Source organism: Komagataeibacter rhaeticus, assembly GCF_003207855.1.
GTDB classification, from domain to species: domain Bacteria; phylum Pseudomonadota; class Alphaproteobacteria; order Acetobacterales; family Acetobacteraceae; genus Komagataeibacter; species Komagataeibacter rhaeticus.
The window spans coordinates 68,339-81,179 of record NZ_NKTZ01000004.1 but is presented as its reverse complement, the minus strand read 5'-3'; the positions used below and the strand labels follow the sequence as shown (position 1 = coordinate 81,179).

At 66.2% G+C, this 12,841-nt stretch carries 10 protein-coding genes and 1 tRNA gene; 9 read left to right on the top strand and 2 right to left on the bottom strand.

Annotated features, from left to right (window positions below):
* The first annotated feature begins 194 nt into the window (after window positions 1-194).
* From ssb to eda, 7 genes are all read left to right on the top strand, one after another.
* Entirely contained in the window at window positions 195-752 is a 558-nt protein-coding gene (gene ssb, locus CFR78_RS06065; protein WP_034928956.1) for a single-stranded DNA-binding protein, read from the top strand.
* 158 nt (window positions 753-910) lie between these two features.
* Window positions 911-3,712, top strand: a complete 2,802-nt coding sequence (gene gyrA / locus CFR78_RS06060) for a DNA gyrase subunit A (RefSeq protein WP_007398991.1) — start codon at window positions 911-913, stop codon at window positions 3,710-3,712.
* Complete coding sequence (coaD, locus tag CFR78_RS06055) at window positions 3,702-4,217, top strand: pantetheine-phosphate adenylyltransferase (RefSeq protein ID WP_172459700.1); 516 nt, start codon at window positions 3,702-3,704, stop codon at window positions 4,215-4,217. Before gyrA ends, coaD begins: the two co-directional genes overlap by 11 nt.
* A gap of 59 nt (window positions 4,218-4,276) precedes the next feature.
* Window positions 4,277-4,768, top strand: coding sequence for a peptidylprolyl isomerase (locus tag CFR78_RS06050; RefSeq protein WP_007398989.1), 492 nt, complete (start codon window positions 4,277-4,279; stop codon window positions 4,766-4,768).
* A gap of 200 nt (window positions 4,769-4,968) precedes the next feature.
* A tRNA-Lys gene (locus CFR78_RS06045) sits at window positions 4,969-5,044 on the top strand.
* A 456-nt stretch (window positions 5,045-5,500) separates the two neighbouring features.
* Complete coding sequence (gene edd / locus CFR78_RS06040) at window positions 5,501-7,339, top strand: phosphogluconate dehydratase (protein WP_034928953.1); 1,839 nt, start codon at window positions 5,501-5,503, stop codon at window positions 7,337-7,339.
* Window positions 7,340-7,387: 48 nt separating this feature from the next.
* Window positions 7,388-8,002, top strand: a complete 615-nt coding sequence (gene eda / locus CFR78_RS06035; protein ID WP_034928950.1) for a bifunctional 4-hydroxy-2-oxoglutarate aldolase/2-dehydro-3-deoxy-phosphogluconate aldolase — start codon at window positions 7,388-7,390, stop codon at window positions 8,000-8,002.
* Between the two features lie 106 nt (window positions 8,003-8,108).
* On the opposite strand, the gene alkB is transcribed toward eda, so the two are convergent.
* Both alkB and CFR78_RS06020 read right to left on the bottom strand, forming a co-directional pair.
* The gene (alkB, locus tag CFR78_RS06025; protein ID WP_034928947.1) at window positions 8,109-8,765 is read right to left on the bottom strand and encodes a DNA oxidative demethylase AlkB; all 657 of its coding nucleotides are present in this window, start codon (window positions 8,763-8,765) and stop codon (window positions 8,109-8,111) included.
* 66 nt (window positions 8,766-8,831) lie between these two features.
* On the bottom strand, window positions 8,832-9,593 hold the full coding sequence (locus CFR78_RS06020; protein WP_034928944.1) for a DUF2076 domain-containing protein: 762 nt from the start codon (window positions 9,591-9,593) through the stop codon (window positions 8,832-8,834).
* A gap of 211 nt (window positions 9,594-9,804) precedes the next feature.
* Between CFR78_RS06020 and CFR78_RS06015 the strand changes: the two genes are divergently transcribed.
* Window positions 9,805-10,695, top strand: coding sequence for a glycine--tRNA ligase subunit alpha (locus CFR78_RS06015; RefSeq protein WP_034928942.1), 891 nt, complete (start codon window positions 9,805-9,807; stop codon window positions 10,693-10,695).
* 6 nt (window positions 10,696-10,701) lie between these two features.
* Window positions 10,702-12,762 carry a glycine--tRNA ligase subunit beta gene (gene glyS, locus CFR78_RS06010; RefSeq protein WP_034928939.1) on the top strand — a complete coding sequence of 687 codons (2,061 nt, stop codon included), beginning with the start codon at window positions 10,702-10,704 and terminating at the stop codon, window positions 12,760-12,762.
* Window positions 12,763-12,841 lie beyond the last annotated feature (79 nt).

Sequence of the window (12,841 nt, the reverse complement as noted above, 5' to 3'; positions counted from 1 at the left end):
GCGGCATTTTTGGGGCCGGATTGCCCCATCCCGCGCAGACTGCCTTTGAGGGCTATGCATTTCAGGGGCCAATCCGGTAAGATCGCCACATCTAATTTCGCCACGGCAGCCCACAGGCGGCCATCGTGGCACCCGGCAGGGGCTTCCGGCCCGCATTCTGCCGGTCCCATACTCGAACTGCAGCAGGACAGCACATGGCGGGCAGCGTCAACAAGGTCATTCTGGTCGGCAACCTGGGCAAGGACCCCGAAATCCGCAACAGCCAGAACGGGGCGAAAATCGTCTCGCTGACATTGGCCACAAGCGACACATGGAATGACCGCGCATCGGGCGAGCGGCGCGAGCGGACGGAATGGCACCGGGTTGTCATCTTCAATGAACGTCTGGGCGACGTGGCCGAGCGCTTCCTGCGCAAGGGCCGCAAGGTCTATCTGGAAGGTTCGCTCCAGACCCGCAAATGGACTGACCAGAGCGGACAGGACCGTTACACGACCGAGGTGGTGGTCGACCGCTTCCGTGGCGAACTGGTGCTGCTGGACAGCAACCGGGGCGGTGACGCCGGTGGCGATGACGCCGGCGGCGGTTACGGTGGTGGCTATGGCGGTGGCAGCGGCGGTGGTGGCGGATACGGCGCGCCCGCACGCCAGCAGCCCCAGCGCAGCGAGCGCCCGGCGACCGGCGGCGGTGGCGGTGGCGGTGGCTGGGACGCGCCGGGTGGCGGCAGCGACCTGGACGACGAAATTCCGTTCTGACCCGCCGCCTTCCCCGGCGCCCGCACTTCGCGCCGGGGGGCAAGCCATGCTATTGTACAGGCAGTGACATGATGCCCCCGCGCGCTGCCTGCCTTCCGTCCCGTCCATGCGCCAGCGCGGCCGCGTGGGCAGGATAACCCTGACATGACGGAACTGCCTTGACCGAGATACCCGACGATCCCCTGCCCCCGTCCGACATGCTGCCGGTCACGATCGAGGAGGAGATGCGTTCCTCCTACCTCGCCTATGCCATGTCCGTCATTGTCAGCCGCGCCCTGCCGGACGTGCGCGACGGGCTGAAGCCGGTGCATCGCCGCATCCTGTATTCCATGCGCGAAAGCGGCTTCACCCACGACAAGCCCTACCGCAAATCGGCCCGCGCGGTGGGTGACGTGATGGGTAAATACCATCCGCATGGCGATTCCTCGATCTATGACGCCATGGTCCGCATGGCGCAGTCGTGGTCAATGCGGGTGAAACTGATCGACGGGCAGGGCAATTTCGGCTCGGTGGATGGCGATTCCCCCGCCGCCATGCGTTATACCGAAGCGCGTCTGGCCAAGGCCGCGTCCTTCCTGCTCGATGACATTGACCGCGACACGGTCGACTTCCAGCCCAACTACGATGAAAGCGAGCAGGAACCCAAGATCCTGCCCGCCGCCTTCCCCAACCTGCTGGTCAATGGCGCATCCGGCATCGCGGTGGGCATGGCGACCAACATCCCGCCGCACAATCCCGGCGAGATCATCGACGCCACCCTGGCCATGATCGAACGCCCGGACATGACGCTGGATGACCTGCTGGACTACGTGCCCGGCCCGGACTTCCCGACCGGCGGCACCATCCTGGGGCGCGCGGGCATCCGCAGCGCGTTCGAGACGGGACGTGGTTCGGTCATCATCCGCGCGAAGGCCGAGATCGAGGAGATCCGCAAGGATCGCAGGGCGATCATCGTGACCGAGATCCCCTACCAGGTGAACAAGGCCACGCTGCAGGAACGCATTGCCGACCTGGTGCGCACCAAGCAGGTGGAAGGCATTTCCGACATCCGTGACGAAAGCGACCGCTCGGGCATGCGCATCGTCATCGAGATCAAGCGCGAGGCGACGCCGGAGGTGGTGCTCAACCAGCTCTACCGCTTCACCCAGCTCCAGACCTCGTTTGGCGTGAACATGCTGGCCCTTGATGGCGGGCAGCCACGGCTGATGGGGCTGAAGGACGTGCTGGAAGCGTTCATCCGCTTCCGTGAGGACGTGATCCTGCGCCGCGCGCGCTTCGACCTGAACAAGGCGCGTGACCGGGCGCACCTGCTGGTTGGCCTGGTCATTGCGGTGGCCAATATCGATGCGGTCATTGCCCTGATCCGCGCGGCACCCGACACCGCCGCCGCGCGTGCGGCACTTATGGCGCGCGGGTGGGATGCCGCCGACGTGGCGCCGCTGCTGGAACTGATCCATGACGAGGGCAATGTCATCGTGGACGGCAAGGTCCACCTGACCGAGGCACAGGCACGCGGCATACTGGAACTGCGCCTGCAGCGCCTGACCGGGCTGGAGCGCGACAAGATCCAGCAGGAACTTTCCGAAGTGGCGGTGCGCATCAACGACCTGCTGGAGATCATCGCCAGTCGCCCCCGCCGCATGGAGGTCATGCGCAACGAACTGGTTTCCATCCGTGCCGAACTGGCCACCCCGCGCGCGACCGACATTGCCGACTACGCGGGCGACCAGACCGATGAAAGCCTGATCGAGCCGGGGCAGATGGTGGTCACCATCACGCGCGAGGGCTTCATCAAGCGCACGCCGCTGGACGTGTTCCGCGCCCAGAACCGTGGTGGACGCGGCCGCACGGCGGCCGGGCGGCGGGGGGATGACATCATCGTCCGCTCGTTCAACGCGCATACCCACCAGTGGGTGCTGTTCTTCTCGTCCGGGGGCAAGGCGTATCGGGAAAAGGTCTGGCGCCTGCCCGAGGCCAGCCCCACCGCCAAGGGCCGCGCGCTGGTCAACCTGCTGCCCGACCTGGGCAGCGACACGATCACCGCCGTGCTGCCCCTGCCGCAGGATGAGGATCTGTGGGAAAACCTGCACCTTGTCTTTGCCACGGCATCGGGCAGCGTGCGGCGCAACCGGCTGAGTGATTTCCGCAACATCCGCGCATCCGGCCTGATCGCCATGAAGCTGGAGGGCGATGACCGCCTGATCGGCGTCGCCACCTGCCGCGAGGGGCAGGACGTGTTCCTGGGCACGCGCAATGCGCGCTGCATCCGCTTCCAGATCACCGATGACACGCTGCGCGTCTTCGCGGGCCGGGGCAGTTCGGGCGTGCGCGGCATCAGGCTGGCCGAAGGCGACAGCGTGAACAGCCTGTGCGTGCTCAACCATGTTGACGCCACGGTGGAGGAACGCGCCGCCTACCTGCGCATGGCCAATGCCCGCCGCCGGGCGGAAGCCGCGCAGGAAGACGAGGAGACGGACGAGATAACGGCGGGGGATGACGCCGAAATCCCGGCCGATGACCTGCCGCTCACCCCCGAGCGCTTTGCCGAACTGGAAGCGGCGGAAGAAGTGCTGCTGATCGTCAGCAACGCGGGCTTCGGCCGCCGTTCCTCGGCCTATGACTACCGTGTCAGCGGGCGTGGCGGGCAGGGCATCAACAACATGACCTTCTCCGCCAACAAGCGCGGCAACGCGGTGGTGGCGACCCTGCCGGTGCTGGAGGGCACCGATGTCATGCTGGTGACCGATGCGGGCCGCCTGATCCGCCTGCCCATCGGGCAGGTGCGCATCATGTCCCGCCAGGCCAGCGGCGTCACCCTGTTCCGCCTGAACGACACCGAGGAAGTGACCAGCGTCTTCCCCGTGATGGATGACGGCGAGGACGGTGGCGAGGACAGCGACATGGGCGGCACGGACGCCACCGGCGCAGCCCCCTCCACCGATGCAGGCCATGATGACTGACACCCCCGCCCCCCGCACCGGGTTCTATCCGGGCACGTTCGACCCCGTGACCAGCGGGCACATGGATATTATCGAACGGGCGGCGGGGCTGGTGGACCGGCTGGTGATCGGCGTTGCCGAAAACCGGGAGAAGCACCCGCTCCTCCCGCTGGAGGAACGGCTGTTATGCCTGCGCACCGATATCGAGCCGCTCAATATCGGCCGCGCCACCCCCATTACCGTGGTCGGGTTTACCGGGCTGGTGGTGCATGCGGCGCGTACGCATGGGGCGCATGCAATCATTCGCGGGCTGCGGGCGGTTGCGGATTTCGAGTATGAGAACCAGATGTTCGGTATGAACCAGCATATGGCACCGGACATTGACGCGCTCTTCCTCATGGCGCGGGAGGGGCATCAGTACATCTCCTCCCGGCTGGTGAAGGAGATCGCGCGGCTGGATGGGGACATTTCCGGTTTTGTCCCCCCCTTTACCCGCAGGCACATCCTCGCGCGCCTGCGCGGCTGACGGGGCGGGGCGTACGCGCGCCCGCCTCTCCCACACCCCAATTTACGAAACGGATCACGATGTCTGCTACAGAAAACAAGTCCGACCTGATCAATGTCGATCTCAAGACAGGACGGGTGGTGATCCGCCTGCGTCCCGATCTGGCGCCGCTGGCGGCCGAACGCATCCGCACGCTGGCGGCGGAAGGCTTTTATGACAACACGCCCTTCCACCGCGTGATCCATGGCTTCATGGCGCAGGGCGGCGACCCGACGGGCACCGGCACGTCGGGCAGCAAGCTGCCGGACCTGAAGGCCGAGTTCACCAACAAGGCGAAGTTCGAACGCGGCACGGTGGGCATGGCGCGGACCATGAACCCGGACAGCGCGAACAGCCAGTTCTTCATCATGTTCGAACCCTCCCCGCACCTTGACGGCCAGTACACCATCGTGGGCCAGGTGATCGAGGGCATGGACCATATCGACCAGATCAAGCGCGGCGCGGGCCAGAGCGGCATGGTGCAGGACCCCGACCGCATCATCAAGATGCGCCCGGCCGACGCGCAAGCCTGATCCCATGCCGGCCGGATGGTGCCCGCGGGCCACCATCCGGCCGGGCATGGCGGCATGCGGGCGGCCCGCCCGCCCCACGGGGCGGACACCGCCCGTGACACCCGCACCGGGACACGCACCGGTTGACACTCCCGCCCCGTATGTTTAGAGACCTGCCCAAGGTGCCAGGCCACAGGCCGGCCCCTTGATACGGATGATGTGAGCCGGTAGCTCAGTCGGTAGAGCATTCGACTTTTAATCGAATGGTCGTGGGTTCGAATCCCACCCGGCTCACCATTTCCCGTCCTTTCCCATGCCACGCCCCCATATGCCCGCCCCGCGACGGGGAACCGTCAGGCCCCCGCAGGTCACGACTGGCATATTCGCACGCCCTGCGGCGAACCTTCGGCATGCCGCATCCCTTCCTGCATGATGACAGACGCCAGCCACCCTTTCCTGCCATTCCCCTGCCGGACAGGACCGGGGAACAGGCACCCCGTGGCAGGCAAACCGGGGCGGATCTGGCGCGTTCATACGCAGGGGAATATTCGGTATAATAATTATGTTATACTATTTATATTTTTTTTATAATTTTATGTCTTGATCTGGATGTATTTTTTACAATAGATGACCGGGTGCCCTGCGGTCACAGGATAATCGCACATCCGGCCGCTTTCAAACCCGCTGTCGTTTGCAAACGGATGGCGGCCCCACCCCGCTGCGGGGCGGGGCATATAATGTCTGTGAGTGTTCATGAGCCTGCACCCCGTCCTGACCGCCGTGACCGAACGGGTCATCACCCGTTCGGCCCGTAGCCGCCGTACCTACCTGGACCTGATTGCCCGCGAGCGTGAAAACGGCATAAGCCGCCCCCGCCTGGCCTGCGGCAACCTGGCCCACGCCATCGCGGCATCGGATGGGGACAAGGCGGGCCTGCGCGCGGCATCCGGCATGAATGTGGGCATCATCACGTCCTATAACGACATGCTTTCCGCCCATCAGCCCTATGGCCGCTATCCCGACCAGATCAAGCTCTTCGCGCGTGAGGTGGGGGGCACAGCACAGGTGGCGGGGGGCACGCCCGCCATGTGCGACGGCGTGACCCAGGGCCAGCCGGGCATGGAAATCTCGCTGTTCAGCCGCGATGTCATCGCGCTGTCCACGGCAGTGGGGCTGAGCCATGGCATGTACGAAGGCGTGGCCATGCTGGGCATATGCGACAAGATCGTGCCCGGCCTGCTGATCGGCGCGCTGCGCTTTGGCCATCTGCCTGCCATCCTCATTCCCTCCGGCCCCATGCCCTCGGGCCTGCCCAACAGCGAGAAGCAGCGCATCCGCCAGCTCTATGCCGAAGGCAAGGTGGGCAAGGACAGGCTGATGGATGCGGAATCCGAATCCTATCATGCCGCAGGCACCTGCACCTTCTACGGCACGGCCAACACAAACCAGATGCTGATGGAAGTGATGGGGCTGCACCTGCCCGGCTCTTCCTTCGTGCCACCCAATACGCAGCTGCGGCAGGAACTGACCCGTGCGGCCATCCACCGCCTGAGCGAGATCGGCGCACGCGGCGACGATTACCGCCCGCTGGGCCTGTGCGTGGACGAGCGCGCCATCGTGAATGCCGCGGTCGGCCTGCTGGCCACCGGCGGGTCCACCAACCTTGCCATTCACCTGCCCGCCATGGCGCGGGCGGCGGGCATTGTGATCGACTGGAACGATCTGGACCAGCTTTCCGCCATCGTGCCGCAACTAACGCGCGTCTATCCCAACGGATCGGAAGACGTGAACGCCTTCCATGCCGTGGGCGGCATGCCCAGCCTGATCGGCTCGCTGCTTGATGCGGGGCTGCTGCATCCCGATATCCTGTCCGTCGCCCGTGGCGGCTTTGCGGAATACCGCAAGAAGCCCGCATTGCAGGACGGCGCACTGGTATGGGAAGAAGCCGGTCCCTCCACCAACGAGACCATCCTGCGCGCGCCCGCCAACCCCTTCCGCGCCGATGGCGGGATGAAGGTGATGGAGGGCAATCTGGGGCGCGGCATCTACAAGACCAGTTCCGTCGCCCCCGAGCGCTGGACCATCGAGGCCCCGGCCGCCGTATTCGACCATCAGGAAGACGTGCTGCACGCCTTCCGGGACGGGAAACTGGACCGCGACGTGGTGGTTGTGGTGCGCTTCCAGGGGCCTGCCGCCAATGGCATGCCGGAACTGCACAAGCTGACCCCCACCCTTGCGGTGCTGCAGGACCGTGGGCACAAGGTGGCGCTGGTGACCGATGGCCGCATGTCGGGTGCGTCAGGCAAGGTGCCCGCCGCCATCCATATCGGTCCCGAAGCCTATGTGGGTGGCCCGCTTTCGCTGCTGCGCGATGGGGATATGGTGCGCGTGTGCGCCCGCACCGGCCGGATCGAGGCGATGGTGCCACAGGCCACGCTGGCCGACCGTACCCCTGCCCGCCCCCCCGCGCCACAGTCCGGCACCGGGCGGGAACTGTTCGCGCTCATGCGCGGGGGGGTGGATACACCCGAGCGCGGGGCATCGGCCATCCTTGCCGCCATGGACCATATGGCGGCACAAGAAAGCGCATGAACACGGCCACACGCCGCCCGAAAAGCCATACAGGACAGGAAGCCAGCCATGGCCCAGATTGAAGACATCATGACGATTGCCCCGGTCATCCCGGTGCTGATCATCAACGACCCCGCCCATGCCCGCCCGGTGGCGGAAGCCCTGGTGGCCGGTGGCCTGCGCGCGCTGGAAGTCACGCTGCGCACGCCGTGCGCGCTGGACGTGATTGCCGAAATGGCCAAGGTGGAAGGCGCCGTTGTGGGGGCGGGCACCGTGCTGAACGGCGATGACCTGAAGCGCTCGGTCGATGCCGGTGCGCGCTTTATCGTAAGCCCCGGCCTGACCGCCAACGTGGCCCATGCCGCGCGTGCCGCCGATGTGCCGCTGCTGCCCGGCACCGCCAATGCCAGTGACATCATGCGCGGGCTGGATCTGGGGCTGACGCATTTCAAGTTCTTCCCCGCCGTTGCGGCAGGGGGCATCCCGGCGCTCAAGGCCCTGTCCGCCCCGTTCGGGCAGGCCCGCTTCTGCCCCACCGGCGGTATCAAGGCCGAGACGGCGGCCGACTGGCTGGCGCTGCCTTCCGTACTGTGTGTGGGCGGATCGTGGCTGGTTCCCGCCGGCACACCGGATGTGGCGGCCATTACCGCGCGCGCCCGGGAGGCTACCGCCGGCAGATCATAAAGAAGTTTTGGGTGAAGCTTGTTCCAGAAAGCTTCAGGGGACGCCGCCTTTTTGAAAAAAGGCGGCACCCGGAACCTCTTGCCCCCTGTCCAGATACGCCAGTACCCTACCACACCCGCCGGAATGTCAGGTTATAGCGGCACGGCCCCGTAACCGGGTGCTGGCCCGCACGCAGCGGGGCAATGCCGTGGAACACCAGCCGCGACGGGCCACCCCACACCACAACATCCCCATGCAGCAGGGGAATGCGGCGTAGCGGGTCCCCCCGTTGCAGGCCGCCCCACTGGAAGATTGCGGGCAGCCCGAAGGAAAGCGAAACCACCGGCGCGTCCAGCCGCTCGCCCCGGTCCTGATGCAGGCCCATGCGCGCGCCGGGCCGGTAGCCGTTGATCAGGCAGACATCGGGCACGAACCCCGCATACCCCGCGCGCGCGGCCACATGGGTGGCAAGGTCACGCCACATATCCGGCAGCGGCGGCCATGGCTGGCCCGTGCTCGGGTCATGCGCCACGTAACGGTAGCCATCCGCATCGCTACACCATCCGCCCGCCCCACAGCATGTCATGGCAACCGACATCATGCCGCCGCCGGGTGTGGGCATGCGGCGGAACGGGGCGGCGCGCGCAATCCGCCTTATGCCCCCGATCATCTCCGCCGCATGACCGGCCGCATGGCCCCGCAGCACGCAGGCCCCCGTATCCAGCCATTCCGGTGCGGTGGAAGCCGGTTGCGACGCATCCAGTGCGAATTCCTGCTGCGCCATCTCCCCGCCTCATGAAAAAAGGGGCATCCGTGACGGATGCCCCTGCCGCGCCGTCCGTGCGGATGATCAGAAGCTGTTGTCGTCGCCCGCGTCAAACCCGCCGCCGTCAAACCCGCCCGAATCGCCACCGCCGGCATCAAAACCGGAATCGGCGCTGGTGCCGCCACCCGCAAACGGGTCGGCGCCGCCGGTCCCGGCGGTGCTGTCGCCGTAGTTGTTGTTGATGATGGTCTCGCCCCCGGCCTGCGGCATGCCACTGGCAAAGCCGCCGCCCGCAGCATCATGATGCCCGCTGAACAGGTCGGTCAGCGCATTGCCCACCATCATGCCACCCGCCACACCGGCCGCCGTGGTCAGCGCGGAACCAAGGAAGCCCGAACCACGCGCGGGGAACATGCCCGGCTGCATGCCCTGCGGGTAGACCGGCTGCGGCGGCGGAGCAGACGGGGCGGCCCCACCCCAGCCCGGCGGCGGGGCCGCCTGCGCACGCTGGCCACCACCGAACATGCCGCTGAAGAAACCGCCGCCGCCGCTGGGCTGCTGGGGGGCGGCCTGCTGCTGCTGGAGCTGCTGCTGCGCCTGCTGGAGCTGCCACTGGAGCTGGCGAATCCGGTTCTGTGCCTCGGCCAGAGCCGCCTCCTGCACCACGGCCATCTGGGTGATGCGGTAGCGGGCTTCAGGATATTTCTGGAACATCTGCCCGATATACTGATCGGCCTGCGGGTCGATCGGCGGAAGGGAAGATGTCGTCTGCGGCACGCTGCCTGTGGTGGTGCCACCCACACGGGCAAAAAACTGTGTGATCAGATCACGTTCCTGGTCATTCATCCTGTCTGTCCTGCCTTGGGCTGGGGATACCGTCTCCCCTGCCGATGTGGCCCGTAAGAGTGCAATGCGCAAGGCCCACCCCCGCCATGCGGGGCGGATTTGGGCCATGGGCACGCCCTCCCTTCCGGTCGGGGCGGCATAACGGTATGCTGCCGCGCGATTTTGCGCCAGATGGTGCATACCTGACCCCGTTTAGCGGAGCATCCCGTTCATGGACCCGGCCCCCGTGCCCCGATCACCCACATCCCCGCGCCCCCTATCGTTCCAGGGCCTGATCCTCAAGCTGCACCAGTTCTGGTCCGACCAGGGCTGCGCCATTCTCCAGCCCTATGATACGGAAGTGGGGGCGGGCACGCTCTCGCCGCACACCACGCTGCGCGCGCTGGGCAAAAAGCCGTGGAAGGCCGCCTACGTGCAGCCCTGCCGCCGCCCGTCCGATGGCCGCTATGGCGAGAACCCGAACCGCCTGCAGCATTATTACCAGTATCAGGTACTGCTCAAGCCCACGCCGGAAGACAGCCAGAAACTGCTGCTGGACAGCTACCGCGCCATTGGCATCGACCCGCTGGAACACGACATCCGCTTTGTTGAAGATGACTGGGAAAATCCCACCATCGGCGCCTGGGGCCTGGGGTGGGAAGTCTGGTGCGACGGGATGGAAGTAACCCAGTTCACCTACTTCCAGCAGGTGGGCGGCATTCCCACCGTCATGCCCTCGACCGAACTGACCTACGGGCTGGAACGGCTGGCGATGTACGTGCAGGGGATCGAGAATGTCTATGACCTCGACTTCAACGACCAGGGCCTGAAATACGGCGATGTGTTCCTGCGCGCGGAACAGGACTACTCCCGCCACAATTTTGAAGTCGCGGATGTGGAGATGCTGCACCGCCACTTCATCGATGCCGAGCACGAATCCATCGCCCTGGCCGAAGCGGGCCTGGCCCAGCCCGCCTATGACCAGTGCCTGAAGGCCAGCCACCTGTTCAACCTGCTCGACGCGCGTGGCGTGATCAGCGTAAGCGAGCGCGCCTCCTATATCGGCCGCGTGCGCGCACTGGCAAAACGCTGCTGCGAAACGTGGCTGGCGGGCGAGGAATAAGAGATCATGCCCGAACTTCTGATCGAACTCTTCTCCGAGGAAATTCCCGCCCGCATGCAGGCGCGCGCGGCCTCCGACCTGGAACGCCTGCTCTGCGAGGCGCTTGCCCCGCTCAAACCGCGTGAAGCCACTGCCTATGCCGGCCCGCGCCGCATCGCGCTTGCACTGACGGTGGATGCCACGGTGCCCGGCGGCACGGTGGATGAACGTGGCCCGCGGGAAAGTGCCCCGGAAAAGGCGCTGGCAGGCTTCATGCGCAAGCATGGCGTGGAGCGTGACGCGCTGGTGCTGGAAAACGGCTTCTGGGTCCTGCACCGCACCATCCCGCCCGTGGATGCGGCAAAACAGATAGCCGATATCCTGCCCGGCCTGCTGCGCCGCTTCCCCTGGCCCAAATCCATGCGCTGGGGTGTGGGCAGCGCCTTTACATGGGTGCGCCCGCTGCGCCGCATCGTATGCCTGCTTGATGGGAACGTGGTCGATTTCACGCTGGCGGAAGGCGAGGATAACGGCCACGGCCTGAAATCGGCCAACCTGACCGAAGGCCACCGCTTTACCGCGCCCGGCGCCTTTGCCGTGACCGGCCGGCAGGACTGGCTGGACGGCCTGCGTGCCCGGCAGGTGGAACCTGACGCGGCCGCCCGCCGCACCACCATTGCCGAAGGCGTTGCCCGCCTTGCGCGTGAGGAAGGGCTGAACGTGGTGGCCGATCCCGGCCTGATTGACGAGGTGGCGGGGCTGACCGAATGGCCGGTTCCCTTCCTGGGCCAGATCGATGATGCATTCATGACCCTGCCGCCCGAGGTGATGCAGGTTTCCATGCGCGTGAACCAGCGCTACTTCGCGCTGCGCAATGCCGATGGCTCGGCCGCACCCCGCTTTGCGTTTGTTGCCAACCTGCTGCCCGGCGATGGCGGGGCGCTGACCATTGCGGGCAACGAGCGCGTGCTGCGCGCCCGCTTTGCCGATGCCCGCCATTTCTGGGACCTGGACCGCGCCCGCACGCTGGCAGACCGCGTGCCCGGGCTTGACCGGATCGTCTTCCACGCATCCCTTGGCAGCCAGGGCGCACGGGTGCAGCGCCTTGTCCGCCTTGCTGGCGTGCTGGCGGGCATGACCGGGGCTGACGTGGCGCAGGCGGAACGCGCGGCCCTGCTGTGCAAGGCCGACCTGACCACCGGCATGGTGGGCGAGTTCCCCGAGCTTCAGGGCATCATGGGGGCCTATTACGCCCGCCATGACGGGGAGCCGGACGCGGTGGCCGATGCCATTGGCGCGCATTACATGCCACGCGGCCCGCAGGATGACGTGCCCACGGCCCCGGTATCGGTTGCCGTGGCGCTGGCTGACAAGATCGACATGCTGGTCGCCTTCTTCGCGGTGGGTGAAAAGCCGGGCGGGTCGGGCGACCCGTATGCCCTGCGGCGTGCGGCGCTGGGCGTGATCCGCATCATCCGTGAAAACGGGCTGCGGCTGGATCTGGCAAAAGTGCTGTGGGACGCGGCACAGGGCCTGCCCGAAGCCCTGCGCCTTGCGCCCGATCTGGACGTACTGCCCGAATTCATTGCCGAGCGCCTGCGCGTGCAGCTACGTGGCGAGGGCGCGCGCCATGACATCCTGGCCGCCGTATCGGTGGGCAATACCGATACCGACATCGTGCGCCTGCTGGCGCGTGCCACGGCCATTGCCGACATGCTGGCCACCGATGACGGGCGCAACATGCTGGCGGCGACCAAGCGCGCGGCCAACATCCTGCGCATCGAGGACCGCAAGGACGGCCCGCATGAGGGCACGCCCAACCCCGCGCTGTACACCCAGCCTGAGGAAAAGGCGCTGGCCGATGCACTGGAAAAGACCACGCCCGAAGTGGAACAGGCCACCGCGCAGGAACGCTATGCCGATGCCATGCGGGACGTGGCCAGCCTGCGCCCCGTACTGGACCGCTTTTTCGAGAAGGTCACGGTCAACGACCCCGATCCGGCGGTCCGCGCCAACCGCCTGCGCCTGCTGTCCGAACTGCGCCGCATGACGGTGCTGATTGCGGATTTCAGCCAGATTGAAGGCTAGAAGACCGTTTAAAAAACAATAGAAGGTCCTGGGTGCCGCCTTTTTTCAAAAAGGCGGCATTCTTTTTAAGGTTTCCAAA

Bases quoted from the DNA above. Each gene is read 5' to 3' on its own strand.
- ssb (WP_034928956.1), top strand. From the start codon at position 195: ATGGCGGGCAGCGTCAACAAGGTCATTCTGGTCGGCAACCTGGGCAAG.
- coaD (WP_172459700.1), top strand. From the start codon at position 3,702: ATGATGACTGACACCCCCGCCCCCCGCACCGGGTTCTATCCGGGCACG.
- CFR78_RS06050 (WP_007398989.1), top strand. From the start codon at position 4,277: ATGTCTGCTACAGAAAACAAGTCCGACCTGATCAATGTCGATCTCAAG.
- edd (WP_034928953.1), top strand. From the start codon at position 5,501: ATGAGCCTGCACCCCGTCCTGACCGCCGTGACCGAACGGGTCATCACC.
- eda (WP_034928950.1), top strand. From the start codon at position 7,388: ATGGCCCAGATTGAAGACATCATGACGATTGCCCCGGTCATCCCGGTG.
- alkB (WP_034928947.1), bottom strand. From the start codon at position 8,765: ATGGCGCAGCAGGAATTCGCACTGGATGCGTCGCAACCGGCTTCCACC.
- CFR78_RS06020 (WP_034928944.1), bottom strand. From the start codon at position 9,593: ATGAATGACCAGGAACGTGATCTGATCACACAGTTTTTTGCCCGTGTG.
- CFR78_RS06015 (WP_034928942.1), top strand. From the start codon at position 9,805: ATGGACCCGGCCCCCGTGCCCCGATCACCCACATCCCCGCGCCCCCTA.
- glyS (WP_034928939.1), top strand. From the start codon at position 10,702: ATGCCCGAACTTCTGATCGAACTCTTCTCCGAGGAAATTCCCGCCCGC.